The sequence below is a fragment of the Pseudoalteromonas aliena genome (assembly GCF_038155085.1).
Classification (GTDB): Bacteria; Pseudomonadota; Gammaproteobacteria; order Enterobacterales; family Alteromonadaceae; genus Pseudoalteromonas; species Pseudoalteromonas aliena_A.
Genome location: NZ_JBAKAU010000002.1, coordinates 284,240 through 304,373 on the forward strand (window position 1 = coordinate 284,240; position 20,134 = coordinate 304,373).

12 protein-coding genes are annotated in these 20,134 nt (G+C 39.9%); 5 read left to right on the forward strand and 7 right to left on the reverse strand.

Annotated features, from left to right (window positions below; genetic code table 11):
- Nucleotides 1-12 precede the first annotated feature (12 nt).
- The 3 genes from V6260_RS04085 to V6260_RS04095 all read right to left on the reverse strand — a co-directional run bounded on the left by V6260_RS04085 (nt 13) and on the right by V6260_RS04095 (nt 5,222).
- Nucleotides 13-3,663, reverse strand: a complete 3,651-nt coding sequence (locus V6260_RS04085) for an AAA family ATPase (protein WP_341592797.1) — start codon at nt 3,661-3,663, stop codon at nt 13-15.
- Nucleotides 3,660-4,907, reverse strand: a complete 1,248-nt coding sequence (locus V6260_RS04090; protein ID WP_341592798.1) for an exonuclease SbcCD subunit D C-terminal domain-containing protein — start codon at nt 4,905-4,907, stop codon at nt 3,660-3,662. Before V6260_RS04090 ends, V6260_RS04085 begins: the two co-directional genes overlap by 4 nt.
- A gap of 78 nt (nt 4,908-4,985) precedes the next feature.
- A complete protein-coding gene (locus V6260_RS04095; protein ID WP_341592799.1) occupies nt 4,986-5,222 on the reverse strand; it encodes a hypothetical protein in 237 nt (78 codons plus the stop codon).
- 580 nt (nt 5,223-5,802) lie between these two features.
- Between V6260_RS04095 and V6260_RS04100 the strand changes: the two genes are divergently transcribed.
- From V6260_RS04100 to V6260_RS04115, 4 genes are all read left to right on the forward strand, one after another.
- Nucleotides 5,803-8,250, forward strand: a complete 2,448-nt coding sequence (locus tag V6260_RS04100) for a M1 family metallopeptidase (RefSeq protein WP_341592800.1) — start codon at nt 5,803-5,805, stop codon at nt 8,248-8,250.
- On the forward strand, nt 8,250-8,744 hold the full coding sequence (locus V6260_RS04105) for a DUF6702 family protein (RefSeq protein ID WP_341592801.1): 495 nt from the start codon (nt 8,250-8,252) through the stop codon (nt 8,742-8,744). The genes V6260_RS04100 and V6260_RS04105 overlap by 1 nt, the downstream gene beginning before the upstream one ends.
- Nucleotides 8,745-9,065: 321 nt before the next feature.
- Nucleotides 9,066-9,683 carry an HAD family phosphatase gene (locus tag V6260_RS04110; protein ID WP_341592802.1) on the forward strand — a complete coding sequence of 206 codons (618 nt, stop codon included), beginning with the start codon at nt 9,066-9,068 and terminating at the stop codon, nt 9,681-9,683.
- A gap of 145 nt (nt 9,684-9,828) precedes the next feature.
- Entirely contained in the window at nt 9,829-10,554 is a 726-nt protein-coding gene (locus V6260_RS04115) for a YebC/PmpR family DNA-binding transcriptional regulator (protein WP_341592803.1), read from the forward strand.
- 193 nt (nt 10,555-10,747) lie between these two features.
- On the opposite strand, the gene V6260_RS04120 is transcribed toward V6260_RS04115, so the two are convergent.
- Entirely contained in the window at nt 10,748-12,937 is a 2,190-nt protein-coding gene (locus V6260_RS04120; RefSeq protein ID WP_341592804.1) for a malate synthase G, read from the reverse strand.
- Between the two features lie 239 nt (nt 12,938-13,176).
- Here V6260_RS04120 and V6260_RS04125 point away from each other — a divergent pair, with 239 nt between their 5' ends.
- Nucleotides 13,177-14,778 (forward strand): isocitrate lyase, encoded by a 1,602-nt coding sequence (locus tag V6260_RS04125; protein ID WP_341592805.1) that lies wholly within the window; start codon nt 13,177-13,179, stop codon nt 14,776-14,778.
- 545 nt (nt 14,779-15,323) lie between these two features.
- Here V6260_RS04125 and V6260_RS04130 read toward each other — a convergent pair.
- The 3 genes from V6260_RS04130 to V6260_RS04140 form a co-directional block, all read right to left on the reverse strand.
- Entirely contained in the window at nt 15,324-17,342 is a 2,019-nt protein-coding gene (locus tag V6260_RS04130) for a S9 family peptidase (protein ID WP_341592806.1), read from the reverse strand.
- A 151-nt stretch (nt 17,343-17,493) separates the two neighbouring features.
- Nucleotides 17,494-18,228, reverse strand: coding sequence for a 5-oxoprolinase subunit PxpA (locus V6260_RS04135; RefSeq protein ID WP_341592807.1), 735 nt, complete (start codon nt 18,226-18,228; stop codon nt 17,494-17,496).
- Nucleotide 18,229: 1 nt separating this feature from the next.
- Complete coding sequence (locus V6260_RS04140) at nt 18,230-20,041, reverse strand: glycoside hydrolase family 3 protein (RefSeq protein WP_341592808.1); 1,812 nt, start codon at nt 20,039-20,041, stop codon at nt 18,230-18,232.
- Between the last annotated feature and the right edge of the window lie 93 nt (nt 20,042-20,134).

The following is a 20,134-nucleotide window of genomic DNA, read 5'->3' on the forward strand; positions in this document are numbered from 1 at the left end:
CAGTAATGTTGCTTATAAAACTTCAACTGTGGAATATCCACCTGGCTTTTTGGCTACATGCACTTGAGTGGCTACGCGCTCGCTCATTTGTGTTACGTGCGATATAACACCTACTTTTCTACCTTGTGCTTGCAAAGAATCCAAAGCGTCCATTGCAATGCTTAGGGTTTCGCTATCTAACGTACCAAACCCTTCGTCAATAAACAAAGAATTGATTTGTACTTTGTTAGACGAAAGCGATGCTAAACCAAGTGCAAGCGCAAGCGATACTAAAAATGACTCACCGCCCGAGAGCGTATTAACAGAGCGTTGTTCGTCGGCCATGTCGCGGTCGATAATGGCAATGTCGAGTGTTTGCGCTATGGCGGTTAATTCGTAGCGTTTGTTGAGTGTTTTTAAATGGCTGTTGGCATAGTGCAGTAATATTTTTAATGTTTGTGTTTGTGCTAAGTTACGCATGGTTTTACCCGTTGCATCGCCCAATACTTTATTAAGCAAGTGCCATTGCTCTACCTGTGTTTTAAGCGTAGTTAACTCGGCTTGTTTGCCTTCAAGCGCCTTTGCGTTTTGGTTGTGTTGCTCAATAGCAGTATTAGTTGCTAGTAATGAATTTTGCAGCTGCGTTTGTTGCTCGTTTAAGCTGCTTAATTGCGTACTTAAAGCCTCTGCACTTTGTGTTGGTTTATCGCTACTGTTGTGTTTTTCAAGGGTAAGTTGCTGCTGTTTTAATGCGGCATTTGCATCTGTTAACGCTTGAGTTAACTGCTCATGCTGAGTTAAATGCGCTTTTATAGTCTCGCTACTTAGCGTTAGTAAAATTTTGACCTGCTCGTGCGTTACATTGCTAAATTGCGCTTTAAAGTCAATAAACCACTGGTTATAACGTGCTTCAAGTGTTGCTAGTTCTTGGCTATTTTCAAGTAAGCGTTGCTCTACATTTTTAAGCGTTATAGCGTGCTCATCTCGTTGTTTTATAGCGTCGTCACAGGCTTTTTGACTCGCTTGAACCTGCGATTGCTTTTGCTCTTGCTCACTTATGAGTTTTGCTTGGTAGTCGTCTGCGCTTATTTGCTCATTATTAAATAAAGCTAAGCGCTCACTTTGTACCGCGTTTAATAGCTCTTGAGCTTTTACAAACTCTTCATTAAGTACTTTTAACGATTGCTCGCTTTTACTAACAAGCGGGCTAAGCTGCTTTATTTGCTCATTAGCTGTGTCTTGGCGTTTTTGGCTTTGCTCTAGTTGCGTTTGAGTTTGCTGGTACTTCGTAACCTGCTCGTGCAGCTGGGTAAGTTCAAGTGTATTAGCTTGCAGTTGTTGCCAAAAATCGCTGTTTTCAAATTGGTTATTAAGCGTTGTATCCAGCTCGCTAATTTGCGCACTTAGCTCGCTATGCTTACTTGTTATTTGGTTTTGCTTATGTGTAAGCTCAAGGTGTTTATTACTGAGCTGCTGCTGTGCTTGCTGCTCTGCTTTAAGTGCTGCTTGTAGCTCATTTACTTTAGTTTGCAGTGTACGTTGACGTTTTTGTTGCTCAAAGTATTGCGCTTTCTGATCGTTTAATTGCTTATAAGTTACTTCAAGCTGTTCAGGCGTTAAGTCGTTAAGCTCTGTGCGTGCGCCTTGCATGGTATTTTTAATGTCGAGCTGTTTGGCTTTTGCTGTTTGTATTATTTGCTCAAGTTGTCCGTGTTCAGCAGTTAATACGGCATGTTGAGTTTGATGCTTATGCAGCTCGCTTTGTGCATGGTCAAATTGCTTTTTAGCTATATTAAAAGCATTTTCAAAATCAGTAATTAAGTTATTTAATTGCTGATTTTGATTTACCGCATACGGGTGCTCAGTTGCACCGCACACTAAACAAGGCTCATTAGGGCGAAGCTCAGTGCGTAAATGTTCTACGTTTTCGCTGGCTCTTAAGCGCGCTTGGTTAAGTGCGTACTCGCTACCTTTAAGCGCTTGCTCGCTGGTTATTAAATGCTGATTAAGTAAAGTATGGGCTTGCTGGCTTTCATTTAACTGCTGATTAAGTACTTGTTGGCGTTGAGTGCTTTGTTTTAGTTCTGCGTTAAATTGCCCGTAACGCTCGCGCTGCTCTTTTAAGTAATCAATACTTTTTAACTGCGCGTCGCAGTGCTCTGCATTAAATTCATTAAGCTGAGTATTTAATGCCTGTAAAGTTGATTGCTCACCACTAAGTGCCACCTCGCACTGCTTCACTTTATTATTTTGCGCATTTAAAAGATCGTTCTGACCTGCAAGCTCGCTATTAAGAGTTTGGCTTTGCGCAGCGTTTGCGGTTAATTGCTGCTGTGCATTTAAGTAGGTATTGAAGCTTTGCTGATAGTAGCTCCAGTCTTTTGCTAAAACATGCAGCTGTGCATGCTCATTAAGCCATTGCTGGCTTTTGGTAGAGTCGGTATTAGCGAGTTCTAACTCGTTACTGCTTTGCTTTAACTGCTGATTGAGTTCATCAAGTTGCGTTTGCTCTTTAGCTATTTGTGACTCAGTACCTTTTATACTTTGGGTTTGCAAAGCAATGTTGCTGTCGAGCTCGCGCGCTTTAGCGATAATTGGCGCTGCATTTTGCTTTTGCTCATTGGCGTTATTAAGCTGCTCGGTATGTTTGGTAAGCGCGGTATTGCACTCATTAATTACCGCTAAATGGTCAACACTTTTAAGCGTTGTAATTTGCTCATTTTGCGCCGTATTTTGATCGGTTAACAAAGTAAAGCGGCTGCGGTTATCTTTTATTTCAAGCGCTTGTTTAGCTTGTTTTGCCTGCTCGCTTTGTGAGGTGATACTTTCAAGCGCTGAGCTTGCTTGTTGCTGGGTTTGCTGTGCTTGCAGTAAGTTTTGCTCAAGCACTGCTGCTTGCTGATACCAGCTAAGTGCTTTTTCTGTTTTGGTCAGCTCTTGTTTAGTGTGTTCTGTTTGCGCTTTTAAATCGGTTAACTTGTTTTGTTGTAACTCAAGTTCTTCTGGTGTTAATAGAGTATAGCTTTCAAGACCTGCTTTAAGCGCTTCAAGCTTTGCTACTTGCTCTTTATGGCGTTCAAAAATACGCACGCCAATACGGCTAAACTTATCGGTACCTGTTAAGCACTCTAAAAGTTGCGCTCGCTCATCGCCAGTGGCTTTTAAAAACGCAGCAAACTCGTGTTGCGCTAATAACACTGCACGGGAGAATTGCTCAAAGTTAAGCCCTATTTTTCTCTCAACTTCTTTTATTGTGTGGCTTTTGTCAGCTATTAGGGTTCGCTCTGGCAGGGTAACTAATGTGTGCTCTGCTACTTTAAGTTTGCCTGTTACTTTTTTATGAGTTCGTGCAATTGTATAGCGCGCTCGGTAAAGCTGTTTATCTTGTCCTAAAAAGTCGACCTCGGCGTAGCCTTCCCATGTACCTCTGCGTAGCAAGTTTCGCGCATCATTTAGCTTAATGCTGTCGCCATTAAACTCAATTAAGTTACCTTTATCGCCGCGTAGCCTCGCTGTTTTTGTATAAAGGGCTAAACATATCGCATCTAAAAAAGTACTTTTACCAGCCCCAGTATCGCCCGTTATCGCAAATAAGCCTGCATCTTTTAATGGGGCTTGAGTAAAGTCTATTTCAGCGTCAACTATTGAGGCTAAATTATGAATACGAACTGCGGTAATTTTCATAGTTGTTCTTGCTCCGTTAGCTCGTTTATCACATCACTTAAAAGTGTTTTTAGCTCATCGGGTACGCTTTGCCCTGCCATGTCTTTATCGTTTGCGAATGCTTGTTCTAATAAATTAATCGGATTGAGCATTTCAACTTCGCTTAAATCTTCAAATACGGTGTTGTCATCATTTTGCGCAGATTGCTCACGTACACGTTCAATACCACAAAATTTAATATTCTTGTCTTCAAGTGCTTGTTCTATTTGTTCTCTGAAGGTGGTGTCGATATCGCTTGATTTAAGCTTTACACGTAAATAAGGCGCTGTTGTATTTTGTGCGGTGTCGAGCGCTTTAATTTGCTCGCATAGTTCGCTTAATGGCACACACTCCCCTTTTGGTAAAATAATTACATCGGCAGAGCGCGGAATGTAAAGGGGGTTTACAGTCGTACTAATATGTTGTTTTTCATCATTAATAAACTCAACAACATTTACTTGGTGCGTATAGTTACGCTCTGAAAACGACATAGGTATAGGTGTGCCGCTGTAGCGAATAACATCGCTTTTAGCGACTTGTTGCGCTTTGTGTAAATGTCCAAGGGCAACATAGTTGGCTTGTTTACCAAATACATTGGCTGAAATAGACTCCTCCCCACCTATTACTAAGTTACGCTCAGAATCACTTGATATATCCCCACCTTTTGCGTGTAAATGCCCCATTACTATTAATGGTGAGTTTTGCTCGTTTAAATTAGTAGCGTGTTCTAGTGCAAGCTCGTAAGCTTTTGCAACGCCTTGAGCATAACTAGGGCCGCTTTCAGTTTGGCTTAGTAAACTTACATCGCTTGCACGCAAAAATGGCATAGCGACGATTACAGCGCGTTTACCATTGGTATCTATGGTGACAACCGTTTCACCGGGGGTTTCTATATTAAAGCGCCCTATCACATGAGTATCAAATTGTGCTAGTAATGGCTGAGCTGCCAAAATACGATTTGCAGAGTCGTGATTACCCGCAATAATGACTATGTGTAATTGTGGGCATGCCTTTTTGGCATCTTTAATAAATTGATAAAGCTGATTTTCGGCGCTAGCGCTTGGAGTCGCGGTATGATAAATGTCGCCAGCAACTAATAGTAGGTCTATCTGTTGTTCAACAAGAGTGGCTAATAACCATGTAAAAAAGGCTTGATGTTCAACACGGCGATTGTGTTCATAAAATTGTTGGCCAAGGTGCCAATCTGAGGTGTGGAGGACTTTCATGTAGCGCTCTTAATTAAACCGTAAGAGCGCCAATATACCCAAGGTAGTTAAAGATGCAAGCCTAAGCCGTCCATTACCTTAGGTTAAGCTGTACCAAGTAGAAAAAACAATCGGCAATGCTAAAAGTGCTATTAATAATGGGATTTTTAACGTTTTAGTTTGTTTTGCGTGTAGCGCCTTTAATGCATTGGTTTCGTTGCATGCTGCTACTTTATCGATATAAAAATAACCCGAATCGAGATACTGCTTACAGTTATTCTCACTTGCTGGAATCGCAATTAGTTCTTGTTGTTTTTTTAGGATGTAAAAATCCATAAGCCCACCGCATTTCTTGCTAGTAATCGATATTAATTTGAGGATAAATGTGACGAATTTATTTGCCTCAAATAAAAAGGTTGGCGATTTTAAATATAAACTGCACTAAAGATCAACCTAAAATTGCACTATTTCTCATTTATCGTAAAAATAGCGAATATTAAAGAAGTTCGGCAATATTTGAGCCAATAATCCAGCATTTTTACTGTTTTTTTGTTCAGTAGAGTGGGCTTTTAGCTCATTTTACTTGTTGCAAATTAGAAATACTTATACATAGGATTATTGGTTTACCTGATAATGCTAAAGCGATACTTTTTTAGCAAAGTAGATTAAAGTTAATGTTCTTTTTTCAAGCACTAGAGCTTTGTATCTAACCGCTCAAAAACATTATTAACCCCCGCTTTTGTAAACCCCCTTTACAGTATTTATTTATTCGTATTTTGTTACAAAATAATTGTATTTTTCAATCTAAAAAACTAAGTGAATATCACCCTAAAAATACGGTACTTGGTCGCTAATTTATTGAAGCTAACTGGTATATTTGTCAAAGTATGATCACAAAATTATATTAGGACTAACAATGAAAAAAATAGGTCTTACGCTAAGTGCTTTTGTATTGCCTTTGGCAATATCTAGTGCGGCTATGGCGTCTTCAGTTGAGCAAACAAAAGGTACTTTTGTTGATAAATTTCGTCAATTAGACGAAGCGCTTCCTACACCCAACGTTTATCGTAGTGCAGCTGGCGAACCAGGTGAAAAATACTGGCAGCAACGTGTAAACTACGATATCGATGTAAAGCTTGATGAAAAAAAGCACCGTATTACCGGTAGCCAAAGCATTGAATATAAGAATAACTCTCCGCATACGCTTAAATATTTATGGTTACAGTTAGATCAAAATATTTTTAAAAGTGATTCTATTGCCGAAACAACTAAAACATTTAAAAGCACGTTAGAAAGCCTACCAGCTCAAAAGCCTGCTAAATTAAGTTTAGGTGATTTACGCCGTCAACAGTTTATGAGCGACAACGAACTGGGTTATACAATCAGTGGCGTAAAGGATGACGATGGTAAAGAGCTACGCGTAACTGTAGTTGATACTTTAATGCGCATTGATTTAAACGAGCCATTAAAACCAGGTAAAGAAGTAGAATTTAGTATGAACTTTGCCTTCAACATTGTCGAAGAAGATGCTGTAGGTGCACGTTCTGGTTATGAGCACTTTGAAGAAGATGGCAATGACATATTCTTAATTGCACAGTGGTTCCCTCGCTTAGCGGCTTATACCGATTACGAAGCATGGACAAACAAGCCATTTTTAGGTTCTGGTGAGTTTACGCTTGAGTTTGGTGATTACGATGTTGAGATTACTGTTCCTGCGGATCACATTGTATCGGCAACAGGTAAGCTTGATAATGCGAGCAAAGTACTTACAAGTACTCAGCGCAAACGTTTAAAGCAAGCAGAAACATCTAAGCGTCCTGTGTTTATTGTTAACGCAGAAGAAGCGCTAGAAAACGAAAAAGAAGGTACTGACAAAACTAAAACGTGGCACTTTAAAGCAGAAAATGTACGTGACTTTGCTTGGGCGTCGTCTCGTAAGTTTATGTGGGATGCAAAAGGTTATCAACAAGGTGGTGACGTTCAGCCTTTAGTTATGGCAATGTCGTTCTTCCCTAAAGAAGGTGGCGACTTATGGAAAAAATACTCAACCGAAGCTGTAGTACACACAATGGAAGTGTACTCTAAGTATTCTTTTGATTACCCGTACCCAACTGCACAGTCGGTTAATGGCCCAGTTGGTGGTATGGAATACCCTATGATCACCTTTAACGGTCCGCGTACTAAGTTACAAGATGATGGTACTCGTACTTATTCTCAGGCTGAAAAGCGCTTTTTACTTGGCGTAGTTATTCATGAAGTGGGTCATATTTACTTTCCGATGATTGTTAACTCAGATGAGCGCCAATGGACCTGGATGGATGAAGGTTTAAACAGCTTTTTAGATGGCGTTGCTGGTCGTGAATGGGATCCTACTATTCCTTGGGGTGTTGAGCCTCGCGATATAGTGAGCTACATGAAGTCAGAAGTTCAAGTGCCAATAATGACTCAGTCAGACAGCGTATTACGTTTAGGCCCAAATGCTTATACTAAACCTGCTGCAGCACTTAATATTTTACGTGAAGTAATTTTAGGCCGTGACTTATTTGACTTTGCATTTAAAGAGTATGCTCAGCGCTGGAAATACAAGCGCCCTACCCCAGCTGATTTTTTCCGTACAATGGAAGAAGCCTCTGGTGTTGATTTAGATTGGTTTTGGCGTGGCTGGTTTTACACAACCGATCATGTAGATATCTCTTTAGATAAAGTGTATCAACTACGTTTAGACACTAAAAACCCTGATATTGATTACAGCCGTTTACGTGATATTGAGGCAGACAAGCCTACGTCATTATTTGTAGAGCGTAACCGCGCCGAAGGTAAAAAAACATGGGTTGAGCAAAACCCTGATGTTACCGACTTCTACGATGAAAACGACCGCTTTACTGTAACCAATAAAGAACGTAACTCTTACAACAAGTTTTTAAAAGGCTTAGAGCCGTGGGAGCGTAAAACGCTTGAACGTGCTTTAGAAGAAGATAAAAACTATTATGTAATGGAATTTTCAAACCTAGGTGGTTTGGTAATGCCTATATTGCTTGAGCTAACATATGAAGATGGCACTAAAGAAGAGCGTTACATTCCTGCTGAAATTTGGCGTCGTAATTATAAAAATGTTCAAAAGCTAATTGTTACCGATAAAAACAAACCGCTTGTATCAGTAACTGTAGACCCAGGCTGGGAAACAGCTGACGTAGATGTTGAAAATAATAACTACCCTCGTCGCATTATTCCTTCACGTATTGAAGTGTTTAAAAAGCAAAAGAGTAAAGCTAAAGTGAGTCGCGATATCATGCAAGATATTAAAACTGAACTTAAAACTGATGATAAAGAAGACAAAAAAGATGATGGTGGGGAGCCGCAATAATGCGCTTTTTGCTTATTATTGTTTGCCTTTTAGTTGCTGCGCCGAGTGTGGCGCATCAACTAAAATCGTCAGTTACAACCGTGCTTTTTAATAAACGAACGCATAATGTTGAGTTAATGCATCGCTTTTATTTACATGATACCGAACATGCCGTAGGAACATTATTTGAAGGCAAAATCGATATTATTAGTAATAAAGCCGATCAGCAACGTTTTGCTAAATATGTTGAATCGCATGTTGCTCTACAAACATTAAGTGGTGAGCCAATACCACTTAGCTTTGTAGGGGCGCAAGTAGATGGTAAGTTTTTTTGGGTTTACCAAGAAGCACCAATTCCTGAAAACATTGAAGGAATTAAAATGAGCAATGGCGCGCTTCGTGATTTATGGCCATCTCAGGTAAATATGGTAAACGTTGAGGGCAAAGGTAAGATTAAAACTTTAAACTTCGCACAAGATGATACTTGGCTCGAAGCCCGCTTTGAGCAAAATTAATAGTTAAAACTTCCCCAATAAACGCGCACTGCAGTTAATGTGCGCGTTTTCTTTATACGTTTAAACTGCGTTCATTTTTGATCTGGTATATGTAAATTTACGTAAAAATTGGTAGTTAAATTTGTATATTTACCATTTTTTTCGCATGCTACAACTACCAATTACATTTACAGTATTATCAATAGATTGATAGCAGTGAAAATAAATAATTTAAATATAGTTAGTTTCATTTATCCCTTTAGCTGTAACTGGCTAGGGCATAAGCAGTAGAGAATTTTATGTTTAAATTTTATTTAGTAATAACTAAATTCAGGGAATGATATGACTACTCAGGTTGAGGCTATTTTTGGAGTGATTTTTGATTTAGATGGAACATTGGTTTCATCAGAATTAGATTTTGCATTAATAAAAGCCCAAATAGGTTGCCCTTGCGAGCAAGACTTGCTTGATTATATTGCTCAGTTGCCATCTCCTTATATGCGTGAGGAGGCAATGAATATAGTTCATCAGCATGAGCTGATTGACGCTCAAAGCGCGAGTATTTTACCGGGCGTTGCTGATGCAGTTAATGCGTTGAAAGCCAAAGAAATTCCGATGGCTATTGTAACGCGCAATTTTGACAAAGCCGCTTCAATTAAGCTGCAAAATAATCCACTTCCTATTGAAACAGTATTAACCCGTAGCGACGCGCCAGCTAAGCCCGATCCGAGTGCATTAAATGCAATTTCTACTCTTTGGAATATAAGCCCTAGCAATTTATTGTATGTAGGGGATTTTCTTTACGATATTCAAGCAGCTCATAATGCTAATATGCGCGCGTGTTTATACGCTCCAGAGTTAACGCCAGCCTACGCCGATCAAGCAGATTACGTTTTGCATGACTTTGCGGACTTAGTGACATTAGTTGAGAGTTATTCTGAAAAAATAGAGTTATGTTAAATAGCGTGTCATTTGATTTGTTCTGAAATAAGTATGTAGTTATAAAAGTCTTTATAAATCAAGTTTTGCCCATTGCAGAGCTAGCCCAATACGTTTTGAATTGGTAAAATACCGCAAAACGTAACGTATTCATTAGGGGCACAAAATGGGCAGAGCATTTGTAGTTCGTCAAAGTTCTATGATCAAAACAGCCAATGCAAAAACAAAAGTAAACTCAAAGTATGGCAAAGAGATTTACGTTGCAGCAAAAAGTGGTGATCCCGACCCAGAAGTGAACCAAACACTGCGTCGCCTAATCGAAAAAGCTAAAAAAGACCAAGTACCCGCACACGTTATCGAAAAAGCAATTGAAAAAGCAGCCGGTGGTGCAGGAGAAGATTACTCTGTTGCCCGTTATGAAGGCTATGGCCCTGGTAACTGTATGGTTATTGTTGACTGTTTAACTGATAATCCAAACCGTACTATTAAAGATGTACGCTTGCCATTTACTAAAACAGACTCAAAAATTGGTACTCCTGGCTGTGTAGCGCATATGTTTGATCATTATGCGGTACTTGGCTTTGCAGGCAATGACGACGAAGTTGTGCTAGAAGCATTAATGATGGCTGATGTAGATGTAAGCGACGTTGAAGCCGAGGACGGTAAAATATCGGTATTTGCACCGCCAACAGAATACTTTAAAGCTAAAACAGCCCTTGAAGACGCATTTGAAGGCATTAACTTTGAAGTAGACGAAATTACGTTTATTCCTCAAGTTAATATTGAAATTGAAGACGAAGAAGTGATTGCTAACTTTGATAAGTTTATAAATATGCTTGAAGATTGTGACGATGTACAAAATATTTATCACAATGCTATTGTAAAAAATTAGATTTAGTTAGCTAAAAGCTTTAAAAAGCGTGTTTTGTGTATGCAAAACACGCTTTTTTACGTTTGAATAAATGTTAGATATTCATGTGTATTATCTATATACCTCTAAAATGCCATATAAGTGCTGTTTTTTAATTTCAGGCGATAAAAAACCAGCTTAAAAGCTGGTTTAGTACTTAATTTTAATTAAGCAGTCAAAGCGTATTCGTTTTTTGTGCTTTATATTTTATGCGGTAGCTATGTAGTAGTGGTTCAGTGTAGCCACTAGGTTGCGTTACACCCTCTAAAACTAATGCAGTAGCAGCTTGAAACGCAATGCTGTTATTGAGGGTCTCCTCGCTTGTTGCCATGGGTGTATAGGCAGTGTCATGCTCGTTTTGACCATCAACTACTTTGGCCATTTTAGCCATTGTTGATTTTATTTGCGCCTGTGAACACACGCCATTTAGCAACCAATTAGCCATATGCTGGCTTGAAATACGCAGTGTGGCTCTATCTTCCATCAGCCCAATATGGTTAATGTCAGGTACTTTTGAGCAGCCTACGCCTTGATCAATCCAACGTACAACGTAACCTAAAATACCTTGTGCGTTGTTTTCAAGCTCACTTTGAATATCTTCTTTTGAGAGCGTTTTAGGGTCTGTCATTAGCGGTGGTGTAAGCAGGTCATTAAGGCTAGCAATAGTACGTTTAGCAATACTTTGCTGCTCAGTAAATACGTTTATATCGTGATAATGCATTGCATGCAGGGTAGCAGCTGTAGGGGAGGGCACCCATGCTGTATTAGCGCCTGATTTAGGATGCGCTAGTTTTTGCTCCATCATTAATGCCATTTTATCTGGCATTGGCCACATGCCTTTACCTATTTGGGCTTTATGACTTAAGCCACAAGTAAGGCCAATATCGACGTTGCGATCCTCATATGCTTGTATCCATGGTTGCTGCTTAATCTGTGCTTTTGGAAGTACGACGCCCGCTTTCATAGAGGTATGAATTTCATCGCCTGTTCTGTCTAAAAAGCCGGTATTAATAAATACAACCCGCTCTTTAGCTGCATAAATACACGCTTTTAGGTTTACAGATGTACGGCGTTCTTCATCCATAATACCCATTTTAAGGGTGTTTTTAGGTAAGCTTAGCGCTTCCTCTACTAAGCTAAATAAAGTGTTAGTAAACGCCACCTCTTCTGGGCCGTGCATTTTCGGTTTTACTATATTGATACTTTGCGCGCTTGAATTTTTGATACCTGTTTTTTTGTTTAGGTCGTGCAGGGCAGCAGTAGCAGTAAACATCGCATCCATAATGCCTTCAAATACCGGTTGGTTGCTCACATCAGTAATAGCAGGGTTCGTCATTAAAAGGCCAACGTTTCTAACAAACATCATGCTACGGCCTTTTAAAGTAACTGTGCCACCATCGAGTGCGGTGTATGTTTTATCACTTTGTAGGGTACGCTCTACGGTTTTATCAGCTTTTTTAAACGATTCAACTAAGTTACATTGCATCAAACCAAGCCAATTTTTATAAACTTGAACTTTATCCTCTGCATCTACCGCAGCTACAGAGTCTTCACAATCCATAATGGTTGTAAGAGCAGCCTCAAGCACCACATCTTTTAAGCCTGCTTTATCGGCTTGGCCAACAATGTGGTGGTGATCGATATGTAGCTCTATGTGTAAATCATTGTTTTTTAATAACACTACAGTTGGATTTTGTGCTTCACCTTGATAGCCAATAAGCTGAGATGGGTCAGCTAATGTGGTTTGAGAGCTATCACGCAAGGTAATTAAAAGTGCGCCATCTACTACTGAATAATTAGTGCTTTCTATATGCGAGCCATTAGTTAACGGCAATGCTTTATCTAAAAACTGGCGAGCGTAGGCCATTACCTTAAAACCACGAACAGGATTGTAGGTAGTGCCTTTTTCGGCCCCATCGCCTTCGCTTAACACATCTGTACCGTATAAAGCGTCGTATAACGACCCCCAACGTGCGTTAGCGGCATTAAGCGCAAAGCGTGCATTACTTACAGGCACAACCAACTGAGGGCCTGCTGTAAGAGCTATTTCTGGCTCTACATTTTGGGTTTCAATTTCAAAATTAGCAGGCTCTTTTACTAAGTAGCCAATATCTTGCAAAAAGGCTTGGTATTTAGTGCCATCCCAGGTTTTATTAGCAAAATGATAGTCGTCTATTTGCTGTTGAAGCAATTCTCGCTTTTCAAGCAGTGCCTTATTAATAGGGGTAAGTGTTTGAATGATATGCGCAAAACTTTGCCAAAATTGCAGCTCACTTAAGTGAGTGCCAGGTAGTAATTGGTTTTTAACAAAATCAGCGAGTTGTGTGTCTACGCTGAGTCCTGAGTGTGTGAGAGTGTGGGACATAATTGCCCTCCTTAAACGGTCGCGATGTTGTTGTGTGCTTGTGCGTTAAGGCAACAATAACGCAAAAAACATTGTTGAGTGCTTTTTAGCCATTCACAAAATGTATAGCCGTAATAACAACTATAAATTTACTAAATCTAGAAAAGGAGCCTAATGTTGAATTAAGCGCTACGGAGCACACACTCCTAGCCACTCTCACAACATTAAATAATTTATAGACCCGTTCGAAGGATTTTATTATGACAACATATCAACGCGAAACAGACACACTCTCTACTCTTTGCCAATCTCAAGGCAGCCCATGGAAAGCTATTAACCCTGAATATGCAAGCCGCATGCGTTTACAAAACCGTTTTCGCACAGGGATTGAAATTGCACAATATACAGCAGACGTAATGCGTGAAGATATGGCAGCATATGACGCAGATACAAGCCAATACACGCAATCTTTAGGCTGTTGGCATGGTTTTACTGCACAACAAATGATGATGGCTATTAAGCGCCATCAAAAAACAACTAAACGCAGCTATGTATACTTAAGTGGTTGGATGGTTGCAGCACTTCGCTCTGCATTTGGTCCGCTGCCAGATCAAAGTATGCACGAAAAAACGTCGGTACCTGCATTAATTGAAGAAATTTACACGTTTTTAAAACAAGCTGATGCACGTGAACTAGACCACTTATTTAATGACTTAGATGAAGCAAAAGCGAATGGCGGAGACGTTCAAGTGGTTATTGACAAAATAGACAACTTTGAAACCCATGTTGTACCAATTATTGCTGATATTGATGCAGGTTTTGGTAACGAAGAAGCAACTTATTTACTGGCTAAAAAAATGATTGAAGCCGGTGCATGTGCCATTCAAATAGAAAACCAAGTATCTGACGCCAAACAATGTGGTCACCAAGCGGGTAAAGTGACCGTACCGCATGAAGACTTTTTAGCAAAAATTAATGCAGTGCGTTACGCCTTTTTAGAACTCGGTATTGATAACGGTATTATTGTGGCACGTACAGATTCATTAGGTGCCAGCCTTACTCAAAAAGTACCTGTGTCGCAAACACCCGGTGACTTAGCAAGCCAATACAATGCCTTTTTAGAAATGACGCCAATTAACGGTGTTGATGACTTAAATGAAGGCGACACAGCAATGAAAATTAATGGCCAGTTATGTAGACCAACTCGCCTAGATAACGGTTTATTCCAATTCCGCGAAGGTACTGAAAAAGACCGCGTAGTACTAGATTGCATTACGAGCTTGCAGTCGGGCGCTGATTTGCTGTGGATTGAAACAGAAAAACCACATGTTAAACAAATTGCAGAGCTGGTAAATCGTGTAAAAGAACACGTGCCAAATGCAAAACTGGTATACAACAACTCGCCTTCGTTTAACTGGACGCTTAAGTTTCGTGAGCAAGTGTATCAAGAGTGGGCTGATGAAGGTCGTGATCTTAGCGCTTACCCAACCCTTGGCGACAATAAAGGCCTTATGGCACCAGAGATGGATGCAACAGAGCTTGCGCAAGCAGCTGATTTACTAGTGCAAAACTTCCAGCGCGATGGCGCACGTGAAGCAGGTATTTTTCATCACTTAATAACCTTGCCGACATACCATACAGCTGCGCTAAGCACTGATATTTTATCTGAAGGTTACTTTGGCGATATGGGGATGCTAGCTTATGTACGGGATGTACAACGCCAAGAAATTCGCCGTGAGCAAGCTTCTGTTAAGCACCAAGATTTAGCGGGCTCTAACATGGGCGATACACACAAAGAATACTTCTCTGGCGATAACGCGCTAAAAGCCGGTGGCGAAGATAACACCATGAACCAGTTTTAATTCCTAGCTAGATAGTGTTACTCAAGGGCCTATAGGCCCTTTTTTTATTGATTTAAATAAAGTTAGAACATTGATGCATAATTACAGATCAGACTTTTACTAGTTGGATCACGATTTAACTACCTGAGTAGATTTACAGATCAGAGTTTAACTAACGCGGTATTAAACATATTTTTAACGCTAATTTTTACCGTAAAGGGCCTTTTTTGGGCATTAAAAAGCCGATAAATTACTGATTTTAGATTTATGGAAAGATTAGATGTGTTTTATAAACCGATTTTTTACTAACTTCTTATAACTATAAAACAAAATTTTACTAACTGAGAGGTTATAAACAGTGCTTCAAACCGCTTTTTTACTAACTCAAACTAGTTAAAATAGTATAAATCGAAATTTTACTAACTGAAATTAAGCTAAGTCCGATATTCGTCTGCCATAAAACTGTAAAGGGGGTTTACAGTTTGAATACTTAGGCAGTAAATATAAAAGCCACTTATTTAAAGTGGCTTTTATTAGAGCTATAAATTTGTTATCTTGAATTTAGGTTATTTAGTGTATTTATCAAACCACCATTGAATATAAGCTACTTTAGTCATTAAGTTTGATGGCCGAGCTGTAATACCATGCGATGCATTAGGAATTCGGACCATTGCAGTATCAACGCCTTGTAGTTTTAATGCCTGATAAAACTGCTCAGTTTCTGATATTGGTGTACGGTAGTCAGATTCACCAGTGAGCAACATAGTAGGAGTTTTAACGTTTCCAACATAACTAATAGGTGAGCGTTTCATATAATGCTCAATATGATCCCATGGTTTACCCGGAAACCAGTAATCGGCAAAAAACGGATAAAAGTCAGCAGTTAGTACAAAGCTGATCCAATTAATAACGGGTTTAGCAACCACCGCAGCTGCAAAGCGGTCAGTGTGGCCTACAATCCATGCTGTTAGCACACCACCGCCGGAGCCACCTGTTACAAATAACTTAGATTCGTCAATAAAGCCTTTCGCTATTAGAGCATCAACGCCAGTCATTAAATCATCAAAATCGTTGCTAGGGTAATTATGGTGTATGGTCTGAGCAAACTCTTTACCGTATGAATCACTCCCACGAGGATTCATATATAAAACTACATTACCTTTTGCAGCAAATAACTGTATTTCAGCACTAAAATGAGGGCCATAATTAGCGACAGGCCCGCCATGTATTTCTAGTATTAGTGGGTATTTTTTGCTGCTATCGAACTCAGGCGGGTAGGCAATCCAGCCCTGAATAGGAAGATCATCGTGGCTCGATTTAATCCAAATCTCTTCTACTTTAGCTAAAGCTTTGTCGTCCAATGCATCTGCATTAAGGGTAGTTAAACGCTGCGCTTTACCACGTTTAACTGTTGCTATATCAGCAGGGCGCTGAGTATCGGCAAGGGTAAAGGCAACTTCACCATCTTCGCTTACATCAAAGTCGCCCCCAGAATAAGGGCGACCAAATGCAATACTGCCAATTTGCTGCGTTATTATTTTGCGTTTGCCACTGCGTGGTTGATAAGCGAGGGCGGTTTGGCCTTCATCAGCGTAACTAAAGTACACACCTTTTGAATTTGCACTCCATTTTATTTGATCTACGCTTCTATCAAAATTTGGCGTTAAACTAACAGTCTCTCCAGACTTTAAATCACGAATATAAAGCTGAGCGTTTTCGTAGTTAGTGCGTTTATCATCGTAACCTGTATACGCTAAGTAGCGACCATTTGGTGATACTTTCGGCTGCTCGTCAGGACCATTTCGGTCAGTAATTTCGGTTATATTTTGTGTGGCTAAATCGAGTTTATAAATTTCACTGTTTGTGGGTTTTAGCTGGTTGTTTGTGTGCCTGTTTGCAGAAAAATAAAGCGACTTACCGTCTTTACTAAAGCTTACATCGCCCGCGTTATCAAATTCATCATCAGTGAGTTGTTTAGCATTTCCACCGTTAGCATCTATGGAAAATAATTGGCTAAAGCCTTTTTGCGTGTAACCGCCACCATCTGAACGGTAATAAACATCATCAATAAATTTAGCGGGTTCTGCCCACGTTGCCCCTTTTGGTTTACCGGGCAGGTTTACGGGGGCTGAAGTTGCACTTGGTACAAACATGCTAAATATTAATTGGCTAGAATCAGGGCTCCATGTGATTGCACGTGGGCTACTCGTTAAGTTACTAATTTTTGCCATAGCACCTGTTTTAAGCCATTTTATATATATTTGGCTGCTGCCATCGCGGGTTGATATAAACGCAAGGCGTTGACCATCTGGAGAAAGTACTGGCGAATAATCCATATGCACGCCTGTGGTTAATGGCTGCATTTGTTTGGTTTTGTAATCAATAGACCAAATATTACCCACTTTGCGATCTGTTTTTATATCCATGCGGTTACGCACAAAATAAACAGTTTTACCATCTTCAGTTATATCTATTTGATTAGCATATTCTAAATTGAATACGTCTTGTAATTGCAGTGTATTTGCTTCAGCGTAGGCTAAATTGCTACAGCCTAAAATGAGGCTAAGTGTTAAAAGCTTTTTCATTTTTATCCCTGTTGTTATTTTTTAATTTGCTAAGTAGTTATATGTTAGGGATGATTAAATTGACAGTAGGATGCGATGAAGCTCTTATTTAACTCTATGAGTTAAAGCTGTAAAGGGGGTTTACAGCTTCCGTTTGTGGTTACGTAAAAGTTTAATTGGCTGACTCACATAGGGCTTTTATATCTTTTATAAGCGCTATTCCATCAGCATTGTCGCCATGTACGCATAAGCTATGGGCGTTGAGCGTTAATTTTTTTCCTGAGCGAGTTGTCACGCTACCATCGGATAAAAGCTGAGTAACTTGCTCTAGTAATGCAGCTTTGTTGTGAACGCTGCCCTCAAGTGTTCGTGACACTAAATGCCCGTCGTCGGTGTACTGCCTGTCGGCAAATGCCTCGAGTATTAGCTCAACTCCTGAATCTTTAGCTATTTGAATGTGCTTATTGGTATTTTTAGTCGCTAAGACCATTAGCTTTAAATCTGTTGGGTAGCTGGCAATTGCATTTATAACGGTTTGTAATATTTGCTGTTCAGCCATCATGTCGTTATAAAGTGCGCCATGGGGTTTAACATAGCTTAGTGTTAAACCTTGTACTTTTGCCATGCCCTCAATAGCGGCTATTTGATAATGCAGGCAATTTGTAAGCTCTTTTTCGCTAAGTGTCATTGAGCGCCTACCAAAGCCTTGCCTATCTGGGTAGCTTGGGTGAGCACCAATTTGAACATTATGCTGTTTGGCAAGTACAAGAGTGTTTGTCATTACGTCAGCATCACCTGCATGGAACCCACACGCAATATTGGCCATATCAATATGTGGCATAACGTCATCGTCTAGCCCCATTTTCCACGCGCCAAAGCTTTCGCCTAAATCACAATTGAGTTTCATATTAGTGTGCCTTTTGCGATTTTATTGTGACAGGTAATACGCCGTTAGCGGGCGCTTTGCCCAATAACACTTTTGCAAGTGCGGTAAAAGCAGGCCCAGATACAATATCGTTTTTATCAACATCAATATTATATGCATACGATGCAAGCACGGCGTTTGCATAATCACCAAATTTAGCAATATCGTACGGCGCTCTTAGGCTTATAAAAACAGTGCTTTTATTACTTTGCTTTGCCATATTTAATAATGACTCAAGTGCTTTTGGCTGCTCCGCATTATTAAGTGCGAAATTAGGATCGTCTTTTAAATCATCCATACCGCCAATTTCTACCGCACTTTGATTCGGAGTCGCATTGCAGGCTATAACGACATCAGCAGCGTGTATTTGTGCTTTTGCGAGTGCAGGATTAAACCCTTGTAAGCTGCTACAGCTGTAGTTAATTTTTTGCTGGCTGATAGCTTCAATCGCTTGCTGCATTGCCATACATTTACGCGTGTCGGGCATAATAATATGAACATTACTTCCTGCTTTTAAATTAAGCGGCAAAGTACTGTTACTATTTTTAACTTGCGTTATTGCCTCTACAGCAAGCTGCGCTTCTATTTCGCGATGTGCTGCACTGCCAATTGTTTGCTTTGCATTTATGAGCGCGGTAATAGGGTCAAAATTAGTGCTTAATCTAAATTTATTTTTTAGCGTAATTATACGCTGTGCCGATTGTGCTATTTCTTGCTCATCAAGTTGGTTTGATTTAACCGCTGCAACAAGATCTTTAATAAGATCATCGAGTTTATTTAAATCATCTGGTGTTCTAATTTCAATAGGCATCAGGGCAATGTCAGCTCCAGCTGCAAATGTATTTATTACCGCTTGAGTTGGTGTGAAAAAGTTACTAATACCAGCCATATCAAGCGCATCGGTTACTACCACACCTTGGTAATTAAGCTCACCACGTAAAATATCAGTAATGATTGCGCGCGACATTGTGGCCGGCTTTATCATAGTTTTGCCATTAACACTTACAAATGTTGTGCTATCGAGAGCCGGGTATTGGATATGTGCCGTCATTATCATGCCAGGGTTTTGCTTGTCGATAATGTGTTTAAACGGTGCTAAGTCCTGCTCGTAAATAACTTCTTTTGCATGGTTTACTTTAGGCAAACCCGTATGGCTATCTACGTTTGTATCGCCGTGACCCGGAAAGTGCTTTAACGAGGTAATAACGCCGTTGCTCTCAAATCCTGCTACCTGTGCGGCGCCTAATTTACTCACTAATGCAGGGTTTTCACCAAACGAACGTACATTAATAACAGGGTTGTCGGGATTCATATTTACATCAACAGTAGGCGCGTAGTTTACATTTATCCCCAGCGAATTTAGTTCTTTAGCTATTACTGTTGCTGTTTTTGTCGCAAAGCTTGTACCGTGCTTTTTATACGTTGCGCCAATCGACATATTACCGGTAAATGAGGTAGCAACATCGCGTGGTAATCTTGCTACACGTCCGCCTTCTTGATCTATAGATATAAATAGCGGCAGCTTACTACTGGATTTACTTGCTGCTGTTTGCAATTGGCTATTAAGCGTAATTGTTTGCTCTATCGATTGAGTGTTTTCAGAAAATAAAATAACCCCACCAATATCGTATTTTGAAATAGCGGTAGCAAGCTCATTAGGTAACTCAGTCATTGGAGTTCGGCATTTATTACTTGCTTCTTGCTGGCAGAAGTAACGAAAGTCGAGTATTAGCTTTTGCCCAAGCTGTTGTTCAAGAGAAAGTACGGGTTTAGCAAACGAAGATTGTAATGGCATTAAGCACCCAGATAAAAAAGCGATAGACGATACAACATACTTATTTAGCAAAATATTCTCCAAAGCTAAATAAAATTAGATAAGTACAAACAG

What these genes read in the sequence shown, in the direction of transcription:
- V6260_RS04110 (WP_341592802.1), top strand. Translation starts at nt 9,066, where the DNA reads ATGACTACTCAGGTTGAGGCTATTTTTGGAGTGATTTTTGATTTAGAT.
- V6260_RS04095 (WP_341592799.1), bottom strand. Translation starts at nt 5,222, where the DNA reads ATGGATTTTTACATCCTAAAAAAACAACAAGAACTAATTGCGATTCCA.
- V6260_RS04130 (WP_341592806.1), bottom strand. Translation starts at nt 17,342, where the DNA reads ATGAAAAAGCTTTTAACACTTAGCCTCATTTTAGGCTGTAGCAATTTA.
- V6260_RS04120 (WP_341592804.1), bottom strand. Translation starts at nt 12,937, where the DNA reads ATGTCCCACACTCTCACACACTCAGGACTCAGCGTAGACACACAACTC.
- V6260_RS04100 (WP_341592800.1), top strand. Translation starts at nt 5,803, where the DNA reads ATGAAAAAAATAGGTCTTACGCTAAGTGCTTTTGTATTGCCTTTGGCA.
- V6260_RS04140 (WP_341592808.1), bottom strand. Translation starts at nt 20,041, where the DNA reads ATGCCATTACAATCTTCGTTTGCTAAACCCGTACTTTCTCTTGAACAA.
- V6260_RS04125 (WP_341592805.1), top strand. Translation starts at nt 13,177, where the DNA reads ATGACAACATATCAACGCGAAACAGACACACTCTCTACTCTTTGCCAA.
- V6260_RS04135 (WP_341592807.1), bottom strand. Translation starts at nt 18,228, where the DNA reads ATGAAACTCAATTGTGATTTAGGCGAAAGCTTTGGCGCGTGGAAAATG.
- V6260_RS04090 (WP_341592798.1), bottom strand. Translation starts at nt 4,907, where the DNA reads ATGAAAGTCCTCCACACCTCAGATTGGCACCTTGGCCAACAATTTTAT.
- V6260_RS04105 (WP_341592801.1), top strand. Translation starts at nt 8,250, where the DNA reads ATGCGCTTTTTGCTTATTATTGTTTGCCTTTTAGTTGCTGCGCCGAGT.
- V6260_RS04085 (WP_341592797.1), bottom strand. Translation starts at nt 3,663, where the DNA reads ATGAAAATTACCGCAGTTCGTATTCATAATTTAGCCTCAATAGTTGAC.
- V6260_RS04115 (WP_341592803.1), top strand. Translation starts at nt 9,829, where the DNA reads ATGGGCAGAGCATTTGTAGTTCGTCAAAGTTCTATGATCAAAACAGCC.